Genomic DNA, 17,069 nt, shown 5'->3' with positions numbered 1-17,069 from the left:
ATTTTAGGCGCTTTTTTTATTACTTGCTCTCTTTATTCGTAATAGAAGCTCTTACGAAGTCATGGAACAATGGTTGTGGACGGTTTGGACGAGAAACTAGTTCTGGGTGGAACTGTGCTGCCACGAACCAAGGGTGATCTTTTAATTCGATGATTTCAACTAGACGGCCGTCTGGGCTTGTACCAGAGAATACAAATCCTTCTTTTTCCATATCCGGACGGAATTGATTGTTGAACTCATAACGATGACGATGACGCTCATATACAACCGGCTCATTGTAAGCACTGTAAGCATTTGTTTCTTCAGCAAGCTTACATGGGTATAGGCCAAGACGAAGTGTACCACCTAAGTCTTCTACATCTTTTTGTTCTGGTAATAAGTCAATGATTGCATAAGGTGTGTCAGGATTAATTTCAGAAGAGTTAGCTCCTTCTAATCCTAATACGTTACGTGCAAATTCGATTGATGCAAGTTGCATACCTAAGCAAATTCCTAAGAATGGTACTTTGTTTTCACGAGCATATTGAATTGCAACGATTTTACCTTCTACACCACGATCGCCGAATCCACCAGGTACAAGGATACCATCTGTGTCGCCAACTAATTCTTGTACGTTCTCTGGTGTTACGTGTTCAGCATTTACCCATTTCACTTCTACATCTGTGTCGAATGAATAACCCGCATGACGAAGTGCTTCTACAACAGAAATGTATGCATCTTGAAGCTCTACGTATTTACCTACAAGAGCAATTTTTGTTTTCTTAGAAAGGTTACGTACTTTATCAACTAGCGCAGTCCACTCTGTCATATCTGCAGCTGGATTGTCTAATTTTAAGTGATCGCAAACGATTTGGTCCATATTTTGCTCTTGAAGAGATAATGGAACCGCATATAAAGTATCTGCATCGCGTGCTTCGATAACTGCTTTTGTATCAATGTCACAGAATAATGCAAGCTTGTCTTTCATATCTTGAGAAACAGGCAATTCTGTACGAACAACGATAATATTTGGTTGAATACCTAAGCTGCGAAGCTCTTTAACGCTATGTTGCGTTGGTTTTGTTTTCATTTCACCCGCTGCTTTTAAGTACGGGATTAACGTACAGTGAATGTACATTACATTGTCACGACCGATGTCGCTCTTAATTTGACGGATTGCTTCTAAGAATGGTAGAGACTCGATGTCACCAACAGTTCCACCAATTTCTGTAATAACAACGTCTGCATTTGTTTCGCGACCAGAACGGTATACACGCTCTTTAATTTCGTTAGTAATGTGAGGAATAACTTGAACTGTTCCTCCTAGGTATTCACCACGACGCTCTTTTTGAAGAACTGAAGAGTAAATTTTACCTGTTGTTACGTTGCTGTATTTGTTTAAGTTGATGTCGATGAAACGCTCATAGTGACCAAGGTCTAAGTCAGTTTCTGCACCATCATCTGTTACGAATACCTCACCGTGTTGGTATGGGCTCATAGTCCCTGGGTCTACGTTAATGTATGGATCAAACTTTTGAATCGTTACGTTTAAACCACGATTTTTTAAAAGTCTTCCAAGAGATGCTGCTGTAATACCTTTTCCTAAAGACGATACTACACCGCCTGTTACAAAAATATACTTAGTCATGAAAAAGCTCCCTCCTATTTTGCTGTTATATAATCACCGTTGCAAAGCGCAACGTATGTAGATAACACTGTATCCATCTTATTGTTAGACTCTTTTTATTTTCTAAACAAAAAACAAAAAAGAAAATTGCTCCCCTCATCACATAAAGTAATAAGTAGGGAGCAATTTTCTTTTATATTTACACTTTAAAAGTATTATCGTCCTTTTTTAAAGAGCCCAAAAATGATTCTACATGGACGATAATGAAAAGTCAAGAACTACAGTTCTTCCTCTTCTTCTTCTTCAGTTTCATCGTACTCAAGTTCTTCTTCGGCGAAGTCATCGTCATCATCTTCATCTAAATCATCAAGATCATCGTCATCTCCGTCTTCCTCTTCAAGAACCTTGTCCAAATCTTCTACCTCTTCTTCTTCATTTCCGTCTGCATCGTCGAAGTCTTCATCTTCTTCAATGTAGTCGTCAAAACCGTCTTCTTCAACTTTACGTTTCTTCTTCGGCTTTGGCTGAGGTAAGATTTCTTCATCAATTTGCTCATATGGGTACCAACTACGTAGTCCCCAACGATTTTCTCCTAAATTAATGAAACGTCCATCGATGTTTAAATCTGTATAAAATTGTGCGAGTTTCGCATTAACTTGCTCTTGAGATAGTCCCAGCACTTGAGCGATTTCTTGAACCAACTCGTTGAATGTCGTTGCTTGTCTTTTATCCCCTAAAACGCTATGTACAACTTCAATCATTGAACATTCTTTTAGCTCTTCTGGTGAATATTGCTTAAAATTCACTTATGCGGCACTTCCTTTCTTCAAATATAACCTTATATATAACGGTCTGCTTAAAAAAATCCATACTATTCATTATAAACAAAAGTCGTACAAATATGCTACAAAAAAAACGGGAAACTTTAATATGGTAATAAAATTATAATTTGTCTATTCCTTATTTCGGAAACATATGTGCTCCTTGCAATACATACCTAATTTGCATTTCTGTATATTCTTCAAGCGTATATAGTTTTTGCAGGGCCCAACGTCTAAATCCCCACATTTGTCCTTGTATGAAAATGTTATGTGCAAGAAGCTGTATCTCTTTTTTATTTAATGTAAATGTCCCATTTTCTGTACACTGCTCTAAAATATTCTCAAACATCCCGACCATTTGAAACTCTTTTTCTAATACGTACGGGAGTGATTCTTTCGGTAAAAAACGTACCTCTTGATACATTATCAATACTTCTTCCTGCAATTCGTCCATCACTTTAAAGTAATTCGTTATTGCTATCTTTAAACTTTCTATACTCCCTTTTTCTGTACACACTACTTCCTCTAATCTTTCTTTTACATGTTCATAAATACTATCACAAACTAAATATAAAACATCATCTTTTGTACGAATGTACTCATAAAGTGTTCCAATACTAAACCCAGCCGCCTTCGCAATCTCTCTCGTTGTTGTACGTGGGAACCCTTTTTGCTTAAACAATTGCACCGCACCTTTAATCATTTGTTCACGTCTTAACGCAACTAATTTTTCATCTTTCACGGACGCATGTACATTATGTTTAACCATCCCCTTCACCTCTCTCTATTATTTTTTGGAAGGAAAAAGCGTAGGAAAATACCTACGCTTTCGTTCCTACTTCGTTAACATACGAGAAATTACAAGCCTTTGAATCTCTTGTGTTCCCTCATATATTTGTGTAATCTTTGCATCGCGCATATAACGCTCTACTGGATAATCTTTCGTATAACCGTAACCACCAAATACTTGTACCGCTTCAGTCGTCACCTTCATCGCTGTATCTCCTGCAAATACTTTTGACATCGCTGACTCTTTCCCATACGGAAGCCCCTCCGATTCAAGCCAAGCCGCTTGGTATGTTAGAAGACGCGCCGCCTCCACATCCGTTGCCATATCTGCAAGTTTAAAGCCAATTCCTTGCTGCGCCGCAATTGGTTTCCCAAACTGATGACGCTCTCTTGCATATTCTACAGAAGCATCTAAAGCCCCTTGTGCAATACCGACTGCTTGCGCGGCAATACCATTACGGCCGCCATCTAATGTTTGCATCGCAACTTTAAATCCTTGGCCCTCTTCCCCTAGTAGATTCTCTACAGGAATACGGCAATCTTCGAACATAATTTCAGTTGTTGGTGAAGAACGAATCCCTAACTTGCTTTCCTTCTTCCCAACTGAAAATCCTGGTGTATCACTTTCCACAATAAACGCGCTCGTACCACGCTGCTTGGATTCAGGATCAGTTAACGCAAAAACAACATAAATATCAGCAATACCACCATTTGTAATAAAGATTTTCGATCCATTTAAAATGTAATGGTCTCCATCTCTTTTCGCAGTTGTCCTCATTCCGCCAGCATCTGAACCAGAACTTGGCTCCGTTAAACCGTATGCGCCAATTTTCGTTCCTTCTGCCATCGGTCGTAAAAACTTTTGCTTTTGTTCTTCCGTTCCAAATTTAAAAATTGGCCAACCAGCAAGTGAAGTGTGTGCAGACAGCGTTACACCTGTTGAAGCACAAACACGAGATAATTCTTCAATAGCAATTACATACGCTAAGTAATCGCTTCCAATTCCGCCGTATTCTTCAGGCCACGGAATGCCGGTTAAACCAAGCTCTGCCATTTGATCAAATAGTGCACGATCAAATCTCTCTTCTTCATCACGCTCAGCGGCCGTCGGTGCTACTTCGTTCTTAGCAAAATCCCGAACCATTTTTCTTATCATTTCATGTTCTTCTGATAGTTTAAAATGCATTCCCGTCTCCCCCTTTTCCTTTTATAAAGCTCGACTAATAACAAGTTTCTGTATCTCACTCGTTCCTTCATATATTTGCGTGATTTTCGCATCACGGAAAAATCGTTCTACTGGATAGTCTTTCGTATAACCGTAACCACCAAATACTTGTACCGCTTCAATCGCAACTTCAACAGCCGTCTTAGAAGCGAATAATTTCGCAATAGATGCCTCTTTACCACATGGTAATCCTTGTGCTCTTAGCGATGCCGCTCTATATACAAGTAATCGCGCTGCTTCTACACTAGTTGCCATATCTGCAAGTTTGAATCCGATTCCTTGCTGCGCCGCAATTGGCTTTCCGAATTGCTCACGTTCTTTCGCATAATCAATTGCGCATGCAAGCGCTGCTTCCGCAATTCCTAAAGCCTGTGCACCAATTCCAATTCGCCCAACATCTAAATTTGCCATCGCTACCTTAAATCCTTGTCCTTCTTCACCAAGTAAATTCTCAGCCGGCACTTTCATATCTTCGAACGTAAGTTGTACTGTGCGAGAACCGAGAAGTCCCATTTTATGCTCATCTTTTCCAATAATTAAGCCCGGTGTATCTTTCTCTACTATAAATGCAGAAATCCCACTTTTTCCTGCCTCTGGATTTGTAGAAGCGAATACAATGTATGTACTTGCTTCACCGCCATTTGTAATAAATACTTTCGATCCATTAATAATGTAGTGATCGTCTTTCTTTACAGCTCTTGATTTCAAACTCCCTGCATCTGATCCTGCATTCGGTTCTGTTAGAGCAAATGCACCTAAATACTCACCAGTCGCAAGTTTAGAAACATATTTCTGCTTCTGTTCTTCTGTTCCGAAGTATAAAATCGGATTCATTCCAACTGACGTATGTACAGCTAAAATTACACCAACCGTTGCACTTACCTTTGAAATTTCCTCAATTGCTAAAATATATGAAATAAAATCCATTTCTGCCCCGCCATATTTTGCAGGCGCTGGAATACCCATTAGTCCAAGCTCACCCATCTTTTGCAAAATCTCTTTCGGGAACACCCCTTGTTCCATACTAGGAACAAAGGGAGCTATTTCCTTCTGCGCAAAATCTCGAACCATTTTCCTCATCATTTGTTGCTCTTCAGTAAAATGAAAATTCATGTTCTTCGCCTCCGTTTGCTATATATCTTTTTAACAATTTGGTAAGACCACTATTTTAATAAAGGGAGGATTTTATTCGTAAACGTAGAAGCCACGACCCGTTTTACGTCCTAACCATCCTGCATTCACATACTTGCGTAATAATGGACATGGGCGATATTTACTATCACCTAAACCTTCATGCAACACTTCCATAATGTATAAACATGTATCTAAACCGATAAAATCAGCGAGCGTTAAAGGCCCCATCGGATGATTCATACCGAGTTTCATTACTTCATCAATCGCTTCTTTCGTCGCTACACCTTCATATAACGTATAGATTGCCTCGTTAATCATCGGCAATAAAATACGGTTCGATACAAACCCTGGGAAATCATTTACTTCAACTGGTACTTTCCCAATTTTCTTCGTAATATCCTCAATCGTTTTATATACCGCATCATCTGTAGCCAAACCACGAATAATTTCAACAAGCTTCATAACCGGAACCGGATTCATAAAGTGCATACCGATTACTTTCTCCGGACGTTTCGTTACCGCTGCAATTTCTGTAATTGGTAGAGATGACGTATTCGTCGCTAAAATTGCGTGTTCTGGAGCAATTTCATCTAGATTCGCAAAGATTTTCTTTTTAATATCCATTTTCTCAACAGCTGCTTCAATAATAAGGTCCGCTTCCTTCACACAATCTAAATCAAGCGTTACTGTAAGGCGATTTAACGTTGCTTCCTTCTCTTCTTCCTTCATGCGTCCTTTTTCTACTTGGCGCGCTAAGTTTTTCGTAATAATAGCCAATCCTCTGTCTAATTGCTCTTGTTTTAAATCTTGTACCTTCACATCATATCCTGCCATTGCACATACTTGCGCAATTCCCGATCCCATTTGTCCCGCACCAATTACAACTATTTTTTGTACACCCATTCTTTCTTCCCCCTTAATATAAATTGTTAATAAATCAAAAATCACCTACACGTAAATTAACGAACTTCAATCATAATTGCGTCACCTTGACCGCCACCACTACAAATCGAAGCAATTCCAATTCCGCCGCCGCGCTGCTTCAGTGCGTGGATAAGTGTTACGATAATACGCGCTCCACTTGCTCCAATCGGATGTCCCATTGCCACTGCGCCGCCATTTACATTCAATTTGTCTGGGTCAATTCCTGCAATCTCTGTACTTGCAATTGCTACCGCTGCAAATGCTTCATTAATCTCGAATAAATCGATATCTTCAATTGCCTTGCCAGTTTTTTTCAACAATTCGTTAATTGCATAACCTGGTGTTCTTGGGAAATCTTTAGACTCCACTGCAATTGCTGTATGTGCCAAAATTGTCGCTAATGGCTTTCTTCCTTCTTGCTTTGCTCTGTCTTCGCTCATTAGTACAAGTGCGGCACCACCATCATTTAGTCCTGGCGCATTACCCGCTGTCACTGCTGATGTCTTATCAAATACAGGTTTTAATTTCGCTAATTTTTCAATCGTTGTATCCGCACGCGGCGCCTCATCCTTTGCAACGACAATAGGATCGCCTTTTCTTTGCGTGATCGTTACTGGTACGATTTCCTCTTCAAAACGTCCTTCTTTATGCGCTGAAACTGCACGTTGATGGCTACGGTACGCCCATTCATCTTGCGCTTCACGAGAGATTCCATCTTCCTTCGCAACTTCTCCGCCATAAACACCCATGTGTACACCTGAAAATGCGCATGTTAAACCGTCAGCAACGTTTAAATCAATCACTTCGTTGTTTCCCATTCTGTATCCCCATCTTGCTCCGCGTAAAATGTAAGGACTATTACTCATCGACTCCATACCGCCAGCTACAATAAGTGATTGATCGCCAGTACGAATAATTTGATCCGCTAACGTAACCGCACGAAGCCCTGATGCACAAACTTTGTTTACTGTTTCCGTCTGCACTTCCCAAGGGATTCCAGCAGCCCTCGCAGCTTGGCGTGATGGAATTTGTCCTTGTCCACCTTGAATAACTGTTCCGAATATAACTTCTTCAACATCATTAGCAGAAACATTTGCTCTTTCAAGCGCTGCTTTAATTGCAATTCCCCCAAGTTCTGTTGCTTTCACGTCTTTTAAAGATCCTCCAAATTTCCCAACCGGTGTTCTTGCAGCACTTAAAATAACTGTTTTACTCATATCTATTTCCCCCATCTCTTTTTTTAGCACCGAGCGCTCGCTCGGTGTTCTTACGTTGAGAAGAGGTGCAATGATTGCACCTCTCTAAAGTTGTATTCATTCCTACAAATTACATCGCTTCTTTCTTCTGTCCGATAACAGATCGTTCTAAAATCTCTGTTACATCAAGAGTTTGAACATTCTCTTCTACTTCTTTCGCTTTCGTCCCATCGCTAATCATCGTTAAGCAATATGGACAACCTGTACCGATAATAGATGGCTCTACAGCTAGTGCTTGTTCTGTACGAGCAACGTTAATACGTGAACCTGCTGTCTCTTCCATCCACATTAGGCCACCACCTGCGCCACAACACATTCCTGTTTCACGGTTACGTGCCATTTCTACGAGATTCACACCAGGAATTGCTTTCAAAATGTCCCGCGGTGCTTCGTATACTTCGTTGTATCTTCCTAAATAGCAGGAATCATGGTACGTAACTGTTTCCTCAATAGCGTGAACAGGTTTTAAGCGTCCTTCTTTCACCCACTGAGCTAACAATTCTGTATGATGATAGACTTCTGCTTGCAAGCCAAAGTCTGGATACTCATTTTTAAACGTGTTATAAGCGTGAGGATCAATCGTAACGATTTTCTTCACTCCTGCTTTTTCAAATTCCTCGATATTCTTTGTCGCCATCTCTTGGAAGACAAATTCATTTCCAAGACGTCGCGGTGTATCCCCAGAATTCTTTTCTTTATTACCAAGTATCGCGAATGAAATGCCTGCTTCGTTCATTAACTTCGCAAATGATATTGCAATCTTCTGACTACGATTATCATATGATCCCATTGAACCAACCCAGAATAAATATTCGAACTCCTCGCCAGCTTTCGATTTTTCTTTTACAGTTGGAACCGTTACTTCATCATCACCTTGGCGCCAAGTTTCACGCTCTTTACGGTTCAGTCCCCACGGATTCCCTTGACGCTCGATGTTTGTCATCGCACGCTGCGCTTCCGCGTCCATCTTTCCTTCTGTTAAAACAAGATAGCGGCGTAAATCAATAATTTTGTCAACATGCTCATTCATAACTGGACACTGGTCTTCACAGTTACGGCACGTTGTACAAGCCCAAATTTCTTCTTCTGTAATAACATCTCCGATTAAACTCGGATCGTAAGCTAGCGTTGTAGCCGCTGATTCTTGTTGCCCTTTCCCAGCCGCCATCATCGCTAACTGATTTCCTTGTGTATTATTAAAAGCAACTACTGGAACCCACGGTGCTTTTGATGTCACTGCTGCTCCTTTATCAGTTAAATGATCGCGCAGTTTTAAAATTAAATCCATCGGCGATAACATTTTCCCTGTTCCTGTTGCCGGGCACATATTTGTACAGCGACCACACTCTACGCAAGCGTATAAATCAATAAGCTGATTTTGTCTAAAGTCTTCGATTTTACCAACACCAAATGTTTCTTGCGTTTCATCTTCAAAGTCAATCTTTTCAAGTTTCCCTGGATTTGAAAGACGACCGAAGAAAACGTTAGCTGGTCCCGCAATTAAATGCGCGTGTTTTGATTGTGGAACGTACACTAAAAACGTTAACAAAATTAGTAGATGCACCCACCAAGAGAAATAGAACACAGAAATGGCTACGGTTTCATTTATTCCCGAGAAAACGTAAGCGATTGCAGAAGCGATTGGCTCACTCCATGAAAGCTCCTCGCCGTGCCATATAATTCCCATCCCATTACCGAGTAGCACAGAAATCATTAAGCCACCAATAAAGATAAGAACAAGGCCTGATTTGAAATTACGTTTTAAACGAACTAGCTTCTCAACATAACGTCTATGAAAAGCCCAAAAGACTGCAATTAAAATAACAAGTGTGACAATTTCCTGGAAGAATGTAAATGCAGGGTATAGTGGTCCAAGTGGAAGATGTGATCCTGGTGCGAGTCCTTTCCAAACGAAGTCAATTGCTCCAAATTGGACAAGAATAAATCCGTAAAAGAACATAACGTGAATAATGCCGCTCTTCTTATCTTTCAGCAGCTTTTTCTGACCGAAAACATTGACCTTAAGGAGATCCCAACGCTCTTTAAAACGACGGTCAAATTCAATCTTTTTTCCTAACTGTATGTAGGCCATCCTCGTTCGTATAAGATATACAAACAAATATCCCGCATAAGCAATAACAGCAATGGCAGCCAGCCAATTCATGATCAGTAAGCTATTCATTTTTATGCTACCCCTCTCTTTGTAAGCCCTCTTTCTTTTTTAGAATCTTCAAAAACATATAATTTTCTGATTTTTTTCCCCTATCTTCATTATATAATGAGTGAGCATTCAGTCAACAGTTTTTTGTTATACAACAACATATTTTTTAATAAAGCTGTTTATTTCGGTGAAACTATAAAGTGAAACTTTAATCAGTAGAAAGTTGTTTATTCCCTACTGATTATTAGACTCACCAATCGTCCTTTATCGGACAACCAGCAAAATGAAGGTGAAAAGAATGCAAAGGAGGGAATTCACTTATGTTCTTCTTATCTCTCTTGTTAATATGCGTTATTCTTTGGATTACAATTGACCTTTTATGTGGGAGGATTCTTCATTTAAAACGTGTGCGCTCTCGTGCTTTCCCTTTACGTCAAAGTAATTTTCACCTTTATACATACGGACAGGATTTATATGATGCTTTATTTACTGATATACAACAAGCAAAGCACCATGTACACGTTTTGTTCTTCATTGTAAAAAACGATAAAATCAGTCGTGAATTTTTAAAGTTACTTATCGATAAGGCAAAAGAAGGAATTGAAGTAAGACTTCTACTCGATCGATTGGGAAGCCATTATTTATCAAACGAGGCAATTCATTCCCTACAAAAACACGGCGTCTCTTTTTCATTTTGTCATAAAGTGAAATTTCCGTTCCTTTTCTTTTCTGCCAATCAGCGCAACCACAGAAAAATTACAGTAATTGACGGAAAAATTGGTTATATCGGTGGATTTAATATCGGTGAAGAGTATTTGGGACATAATGAACGTTTAGGATTATGGCGAGACTATCATTTACGCATTTCAGGCGAAGGAGTACAAGATTTACAAAAACAATTTTTACATGACTGGTTTGATGATACAAACCAAAACTTATTGGATACTTCTCTTTATTTTCCGAAACTGCAACCTGGTACCATCCAACATCAATTTATTCCGACCGATGGGGCTTATTTACAACATACTTTTTTACACTTAATTGAAAATACGAAAGAAGAACTCTTTATCGGTACACCATATTTCATTCCTGGAAAAAAAATTATGAACGCATTATTAAAAGCACGAAAACGTGGGGTTAAAGTCACGATTCTCGTTCCAGAAAAAGCTGATCACGCCCTTGTCCGAGAAGCAAAATTTCCATATTGCCGAAAGTTAATACAAGCCGGTTGTAATATTTACGCATTTCAACAAGGTTTTTTTCACGCCAAAGTTATTATAGTGGACGATTATATTTGTGATATCGGAACTGCAAACTTTGATATGAGAAGTTTATATATTAATCATGAAATCAACTGCCTTTTATATGATAAACATTTTATACAAATAGTAAAAAACAGATTCCATGAAGATTTAGAAAACGCGTCCTTGCTTTCCTTTAAAGATGTTAGCACCCTTTCTCTTATTGATAGAGGGAAAGAATGGATAGGAACGATACTTTCCTTCTTCTTATAGGAAAGATAATGAGTAAAAAGAGGTGTATCACATATGATTATGCGGTTCGGATATGTATCACATGCAATGGCACTGTGGGACTGTTCTCCTGCCAAAACGATGACATTTACAAGCTTTCAAAAGCTTAGTAAACAAGAGCGTGAAGATAAATTATACGATGTTACAAGACAGAATCTTGAGCATACAATACGTATTCTTCATTACAATATAGCTCATGAAATTCCGTTATATCGCTTATCTTCTTCCATTGTCCCACTTGCAACACATCCGGAAGTCGATTTTGATTATATCGAGGCATTTATACCGCTTTGGCGTAAAATTGGGGCATTAATTAAAGAACACAATTTACGAGTAAGTTTTCATCCAAATCAATTTACGCTATTTACAAGCGACAAGCCACATATTACAACTAACGCTATTACAGATATGGCCTATCATTATAAAGTATTAGATGCGATAGGAGTTGCAGATTCTTCCTATATTAATATCCATGTAGGTGGTGCCTATGGAAATAAAGAAAAAGCGGTTGAGCGTTTCCATGAAAATATAAAAAAACTTCCTACACATATAAAAAAGCAAATGACGCTTGAAAACGATGATAAAACATATACAACTGCTGAAACTTTATCTATTTGCCAAAAAGAAAAAATCCCATTCGTATTCGATTATCATCATCACATAGCAAACCTTTGCGAGGAACCGCTAGAATTGTTACTTCCCGCAATTTTTGAAACTTGGTCACATACAAATATCCCTCCTAAAGTTCATATTTCCTCCCCTAAATCCAAAAAAGAATTTAGGGCCCATGCTGAATATATTGATTTAGAATTTATTAAGCCTTTCTTACACATTGCAAAAAAAATCAATCAGAATTTCGATATTATGATTGAAAGTAAACAAAAAGATTTAGCACTTTTTCAATTAGTAGATAAAATTTCCTCTATAAGAGGAATAAAAAGGATAAAAAGCGCAATGTTACAATGGTGAATTGTAACATTGCGCTATTTTTTTCAAAAAAAGTAAGTTTTTTAATAAAAAACACCCTATTTTATATGCTATGATTGGAGTTGGCATTTTCCACCTGTGATTCAACTTTATTGAAACGGAGTCATACTATGATTAATCAAAAAAAATATGTACACTTTGTGATGATGTATATAATTATATTTTCTCTTTGGATATTTCTTATTCCTAAGAACTTGAATATAAAAGAAATTGGAATTCTCTTCTTATTTTGTTTTGCCACAATCTTTTCTTGCTATTGCCTATATAAAGCAATTATGAAAATGAAGCGCGGGGACAAACTATTTTGGGTTTTAGTACTATGCACTTGCCTATGTGGATTGACAATGGAGATAACTTTATTTCTTCATTCACTTTCTATATATGACCAAGTTATATTCTCATATAAGGCCTTGCCCTTTTTCATCGTACAATATATTTTGCTCTTCTCTGGCTTTGCTATCAAGTTCATAAAACATTACTCTATTAGAGGCCTTGCTCAATTTTCATTTGATAGCATCTTTATTGTTATTATGAATATTTATTTTACCTTAACTTTTATTTTAGACCTTTCAAACTTTCGTATGTTAACAACAGATAAGTGGATTTTAATTGGATATTTTATTGCACAATCATTAGTAATTTACGCGGTTATTAGCCTATATAGAAGAGAAGAATATTCTGCTAGCAGGATTTCATTAATTATCGGCTTTACTATCATACTTGTGTACGGATATATACATCTGCTCCAACTAAATGTCGGAATGGAAACTTCTTCTGAAGTCTCTTATTTAGTACATACTGCTTCGATTTTATTAATCGGTTTATCATCCATACTATACATTTTAGATAAACCAATACAGCATGAAACGAAAACGAAGTATTATCGATTCGACTATGTGCGCTTTATATTACCCTATTTTAGTATAATCATTACCTTTTCCTTTATTCTTATTCAACCTTGGGATGATAAGTTTATGCTAATCGGTCTAGTATTATCACTCATCTTATTATTCCTAAGACAACTTTATATGTGGAAAGATAATCAAGCACTAATCGATACATATGAACAGTTGACTACACAACTAGAAGGCAAAGTAGAAGAGGGTGCATCTGCGTTATCAAAGAGTGAACAACGCTATAAATCGTTATTCGAAGATCATCCTGATGCCGTTTTCTCTTTAAATATGGATGGTATTTTCCAAAAATCTAATACAGCTTGTGAAAGCTTATTTACTGCCTACTATTGTGAAGTAGAAAGCTATTCTCTTCTACACTTTATTGACTCAAAAGACCATGATCTACTAAGAAAAGCTTTACAAATGACAAAAGAAGGTAGACCACAAACTTTAGAAATTCGCACAAAAGAAAAAGAAGGCTATTACTATTACCTCCATATTACACTCATCCCTACTTTCATAAACAAAGAAGTTGTTGGGATGTTCGGCATAGCACGTGATATTACAACTTTATATGAAAAGCAAAAACAAGTAGAACATTTAGCCTTTCATGATGCACTTACTGGATTACCAAATCGCCGAAAGTTTGAAAAAGATTTAAAAAACATTTTAAATACAGCTCAAACTAACGCGAATGATGTTGCCGTCATGTTCCTTGATTTAGATCGATTCAAAAAAATAAACGATAGACTTGGTCACGATGTCGGAGATCTATTATTAATTGAAGTAGCAAAAAGATTACGCAGTTGCTTGCGTTCAAAGGATGTCGTTGCTCGCCAAGGCGGAGATGAGTTTACAATTCTATTACCAGATATGTACTCAGAGAAAAGTGCGGCTTTTATAGCTGAACAGATTTTAACCATTTTAAATAAACCATTCTTCATTAAAGAAGAAGAACTATCTATTACACCAAGTATCGGAATTGCCATGTACCCTGATTATGGAACAGATGTAACAGAATTAATGAAAAATGCTGATATGGCTATGTATCGCGCGAAAGCAAATGGAAAAAACAGATTTGTTTTCTTCTCAAAAGAAATGAGTATCGCCCAAAGTGAAATTCAATTCTTAGAAGGTGAACTTGCAAAAGCATTACAACAAAATGAATTTTTCCTTGAATACCAGCCACAAGTAAATACAACAACAAAACAAATTATCGGTTTTGAAGCATTAATTCGCTGGAAGCATCCAAAACTCGGCATCGTATCTCCTGCCCAATTCATTCCTCTAGCTGAGGAAACTGGATTTATTATTGAACTTGGAAATTGGATTTTACGTACCGCTTGCTTAGAGGCAAAAAGATGGCATAATCAAGGTTTTTCTCACTTGAAAGTTGGTGTGAATTTATCTGTTGTTCAATTTAACCATGCAAATTTAATCCCTACTATTTCAAAAGTATTAGAAGAAACCGAACTCAAACCTGAAGCACTGGATATCGAAATTACAGAAAGTATCGCTATTAATCAAAATCAATCTGTCATTTCCAAACTAGAACAGCTTCAAAATCTCGGTATTCAAATTTCAATCGATGACTTTGGAACTGGTTATAGTTCTTTAGCTTATTTAACAAAATATCCAATCAACACATTAAAAATCGCTCGGGAGTTTATTTGTGGCATTTCAAATAGCCCTTTAGAGGAAGCGATCATCTCTTCTATCATTACACTATCAAAAGAACTACATTTAGAAGTTATTGCAGAAGGTGTAGAGACGGAAGAACAATGGAAATTTTTACATGAACAAAACTGTGACCACATTCAAGGATTCTTTATTAGCAAACCTGTTTCTAGTAAAGACGTTTGGAGGTTACTCCACAAAAAAACAACCGTCTAAGTAAGACGGTTGTTTTTTAATATTCAAAAGGTAGATCTCCTGCTAATTGTACCTCTTGATCATTATGAGAAATTACTTGGCTTTTCTCTAATGCTGTATCACCTAATGAAATACCCCATGCGATCGCTAACGTTAATAGACTACCAATAAGTAGCTTCTTCATATTCCATCACCCACATTTTTTATTTTAATATATCATGAAATTTTATCCATATCCTATGCAATTATGCATATCCATTTTTTAGGGTATCTATTTGCTGATTTTATCCGCGAGCGCTTCTTTATATGCATGCATTTCTAATATATCAAAAAAGAAACTTGCCTTTTTATACGCATCCTCAATCTCTGCCTCATCATATCCCAATTTTCCTAGGCACTCGCCTCTTTGATAATATAACTGTCCAATTAATGCCATACTATTAATTCGGCATGATATTTCAATCGCTTTATTTACTTGATAAAGTGACCCTTCATATTGCTCGTCTAAGTATAATGCTTTTGCATGATTATATCTTACCTTCACGTCAAATTCTTCATTATCATGCAATGACTCTAATTGTTTTAATATATCTTCAAATAACTCAATACTTTTCTTAAAATAATTATTTTCGGCATAAATATTTGCAATTGCATTCTCTATATAGAGATTTTGGTATACATCTATTCCAGCTAATTGTTGGTTTAATAATTTTTTTAATTCTAAAATACAATATTCGTAATCGATTTTCTTCAATATGTAAGCTGCTACATGATATTGCCATTGAAGAAACTGCTGGAATTCGGGATGATATTCTTCCTTTTTCAGCTCATTCCATACTCTATTATAAATCTCTTTATATTTTTTTTGCTTACACAGCATAATGACTTGATCTTTAAACTGTTTTTTTCTCTCAATATCCGAATAAATGAGTACCTCATAAAAATGAATAATGGGAACTTGTAACTTTGCTGCAATACCTTGCAATATATCCATACTTGGGTATACTGCGCCCGATTCAATTCGGCTCACTTCCGATTGATGACATATGTTCTCGGATAACTGTTTTTGTGTTAATCCCCTCATTACCCTAATTTTCTTAATTTCACTTCCTAATTTTTCTGCGTGCATACTTACTCACCATCCCATTATAACAATCTATTTTGTTAAGTTGTCATACCACTACAATAATGTGAATTCGAAAATTTTTGATATGAAATAATGCATAATATATATAAAATTCGGCAAATTCCTCATACAAATCAACTCACATACAATAATAGATTAAGAGTTTTATGGATAATTTATAGAGAACTTGCCCGTGCCTTCGGTATATTCGATCTTCTTTTTCCTTTATTAGCAGAAGCTATTCACACCCAAGAACTAGATAGAAAAGAAGTAAAAGTTGAAATTATTGCTTAGCCTAGTTTAACGCTTAAAAAATTACACAACCTCAAAATGATACAAAAAAATAAGGCGAAAAACACTTAAAAGGTGAGATAAACGAGGCGAAAGCTTAACAAGAGTGAATGACAACTGAAATGAATGTAGATTCCTAACTTACAAATAAAAAAAACAAAAGAAAACCAAACCGAAGTTCGCCTTGCACAAACTTACAAAAACTATAAAGTATATAGTCAAGATTTCATTGTAAAAGTAGATAAAAATGGAGTAATTACAACTACTGATGGAAGAATCGTCCAAATTTCAGACTAATGACCTAATCTAACTATAACAAATTTTTTGTCGAAAAATGAAGTAAAATCTACATTACGTACTACACTTCAAATTCCAAGTGATTCAACTGAGACGAAATTCTCTAGTGAAACCGTTGTTTATAAGAAAAAAGAAGTTTACCATTCATAGGT

At 37.0% G+C, this 17,069-nt stretch carries 13 protein-coding genes and 1 pseudogene; 4 read left to right on the top strand and 10 right to left on the bottom strand.

Annotated elements, in window-relative coordinates; all coding sequences use genetic code 11:
* Positions 1-19: 19 nt before the first annotated feature.
* The 8 genes from pyrG to AABL52_RS00805 all read right to left on the bottom strand — a co-directional run bounded on the left by pyrG (position 20) and on the right by AABL52_RS00805 (position 9,937).
* Positions 20-1,627, bottom strand: a complete 1,608-nt coding sequence (gene pyrG / locus AABL52_RS00840; protein ID WP_000170443.1) for a CTP synthase — start codon at positions 1,625-1,627, stop codon at positions 20-22.
* Positions 1,628-1,884: 257 nt separating this feature from the next.
* The gene (gene rpoE, locus AABL52_RS00835; RefSeq protein ID WP_001009781.1) at positions 1,885-2,412 is read right to left on the bottom strand and encodes a DNA-directed RNA polymerase subunit delta; all 528 of its coding nucleotides are present in this window, start codon (positions 2,410-2,412) and stop codon (positions 1,885-1,887) included.
* 154 nt (positions 2,413-2,566) lie between these two features.
* A complete protein-coding gene (locus AABL52_RS00830; RefSeq protein ID WP_000238598.1) occupies positions 2,567-3,196 on the bottom strand; it encodes a TetR/AcrR family transcriptional regulator in 630 nt (209 codons plus the stop codon).
* A 66-nt stretch (positions 3,197-3,262) separates the two neighbouring features.
* Positions 3,263-4,402: an acyl-CoA dehydrogenase AcdA gene (acdA, locus tag AABL52_RS00825; RefSeq protein WP_000545531.1), complete on the bottom strand. Its 1,140-nt coding sequence runs from the start codon at positions 4,400-4,402 to the stop codon at positions 3,263-3,265.
* Between the two features lie 21 nt (positions 4,403-4,423).
* The gene (locus AABL52_RS00820; protein ID WP_001009064.1) at positions 4,424-5,554 is read right to left on the bottom strand and encodes an acyl-CoA dehydrogenase; all 1,131 of its coding nucleotides are present in this window, start codon (positions 5,552-5,554) and stop codon (positions 4,424-4,426) included.
* Between the two features lie 72 nt (positions 5,555-5,626).
* Entirely contained in the window at positions 5,627-6,478 is an 852-nt protein-coding gene (locus tag AABL52_RS00815; RefSeq protein ID WP_000538861.1) for a 3-hydroxybutyryl-CoA dehydrogenase, read from the bottom strand.
* A 56-nt stretch (positions 6,479-6,534) separates the two neighbouring features.
* Entirely contained in the window at positions 6,535-7,716 is a 1,182-nt protein-coding gene (locus AABL52_RS00810) for an acetyl-CoA C-acetyltransferase (RefSeq protein WP_423250471.1), read from the bottom strand.
* A 109-nt stretch (positions 7,717-7,825) separates the two neighbouring features.
* Positions 7,826-9,937 carry a heterodisulfide reductase-related iron-sulfur binding cluster gene (locus AABL52_RS00805; RefSeq protein ID WP_073517206.1) on the bottom strand — a complete coding sequence of 704 codons (2,112 nt, stop codon included), beginning with the start codon at positions 9,935-9,937 and terminating at the stop codon, positions 7,826-7,828.
* Between the two features lie 299 nt (positions 9,938-10,236).
* Between AABL52_RS00805 and cls the strand changes: the two genes are divergently transcribed.
* The 3 genes from cls (at position 10,237) to AABL52_RS00790 (ending at position 15,224) form a co-directional block, all read left to right on the top strand.
* Positions 10,237-11,430: a cardiolipin synthase gene (cls, locus tag AABL52_RS00800; protein WP_341518755.1), complete on the top strand. Its 1,194-nt coding sequence runs from the start codon at positions 10,237-10,239 to the stop codon at positions 11,428-11,430.
* Positions 11,431-11,463: 33 nt separating this feature from the next.
* Positions 11,464-12,417 carry a UV DNA damage repair endonuclease UvsE gene (uvsE, locus tag AABL52_RS00795; RefSeq protein WP_000605885.1) on the top strand — a complete coding sequence of 318 codons (954 nt, stop codon included), beginning with the start codon at positions 11,464-11,466 and terminating at the stop codon, positions 12,415-12,417.
* Positions 12,418-12,545: 128 nt separating this feature from the next.
* Complete coding sequence (locus AABL52_RS00790; RefSeq protein WP_340421440.1) at positions 12,546-15,224, top strand: DUF4084 domain-containing protein; 2,679 nt, start codon at positions 12,546-12,548, stop codon at positions 15,222-15,224.
* A 16-nt stretch (positions 15,225-15,240) separates the two neighbouring features.
* Here the strand turns inward: AABL52_RS00790 and AABL52_RS00785 are convergent, their stop codons facing one another.
* Positions 15,241-15,387 (bottom strand): quorum-sensing peptide PapR, encoded by a 147-nt coding sequence (locus tag AABL52_RS00785; RefSeq protein ID WP_000734721.1) that lies wholly within the window; start codon positions 15,385-15,387, stop codon positions 15,241-15,243.
* An 87-nt stretch (positions 15,388-15,474) separates the two neighbouring features.
* Positions 15,475-16,332, bottom strand: a complete 858-nt coding sequence (gene plcR, locus AABL52_RS00780) for a transcriptional regulator PlcR (protein WP_098239536.1) — start codon at positions 16,330-16,332, stop codon at positions 15,475-15,477.
* Positions 16,333-16,500: 168 nt separating this feature from the next.
* On the opposite strand from plcR, the pseudogene AABL52_RS27085 reads away from it, so the two are divergent.
* Positions 16,501-17,064 (top strand): annotated as a pseudogene (locus tag AABL52_RS27085) (M4 family metallopeptidase); the annotation flags it as partial.
* Between the last annotated feature and the right edge of the window lie 5 nt (positions 17,065-17,069).

This window comes from Bacillus paramobilis (assembly GCF_038096195.1).
GTDB lineage: Bacteria > Bacillota > Bacilli > Bacillales > Bacillaceae_G > Bacillus_A > Bacillus_A mobilis.
The sequence above is the reverse complement of the archived record's forward strand: the minus strand, read 5'-3'. Positions and strand labels throughout refer to the sequence as shown.

Excerpts from the sequence above, each read along its gene's own strand:
- AABL52_RS00810 (WP_423250471.1), bottom strand. The coding sequence starts at position 7,716 with ATGAGTAAAACAGTTATTTTAAGTGCTGCAAGAACACCGGTTGGGAAA.
- uvsE (WP_000605885.1), top strand. The coding sequence starts at position 11,464 with ATGATTATGCGGTTCGGATATGTATCACATGCAATGGCACTGTGGGAC.
- AABL52_RS00805 (WP_073517206.1), bottom strand. The coding sequence starts at position 9,937 with ATGAATAGCTTACTGATCATGAATTGGCTGGCTGCCATTGCTGTTATT.
- AABL52_RS00815 (WP_000538861.1), bottom strand. The coding sequence starts at position 6,478 with ATGGGTGTACAAAAAATAGTTGTAATTGGTGCGGGACAAATGGGATCG.
- acdA (WP_000545531.1), bottom strand. The coding sequence starts at position 4,402 with ATGCATTTTAAACTATCAGAAGAACATGAAATGATAAGAAAAATGGTT.
- AABL52_RS00790 (WP_340421440.1), top strand. The coding sequence starts at position 12,546 with ATGATTAATCAAAAAAAATATGTACACTTTGTGATGATGTATATAATT.
- AABL52_RS00785 (WP_000734721.1), bottom strand. The coding sequence starts at position 15,387 with ATGAAGAAGCTACTTATTGGTAGTCTATTAACGTTAGCGATCGCATGG.
- AABL52_RS00830 (WP_000238598.1), bottom strand. The coding sequence starts at position 3,196 with ATGGTTAAACATAATGTACATGCGTCCGTGAAAGATGAAAAATTAGTT.
- pyrG (WP_000170443.1), bottom strand. The coding sequence starts at position 1,627 with ATGACTAAGTATATTTTTGTAACAGGCGGTGTAGTATCGTCTTTAGGA.
- AABL52_RS00820 (WP_001009064.1), bottom strand. The coding sequence starts at position 5,554 with ATGAATTTTCATTTTACTGAAGAGCAACAAATGATGAGGAAAATGGTT.
- cls (WP_341518755.1), top strand. The coding sequence starts at position 10,237 with ATGTTCTTCTTATCTCTCTTGTTAATATGCGTTATTCTTTGGATTACA.
- plcR (WP_098239536.1), bottom strand. The coding sequence starts at position 16,332 with ATGCACGCAGAAAAATTAGGAAGTGAAATTAAGAAAATTAGGGTAATG.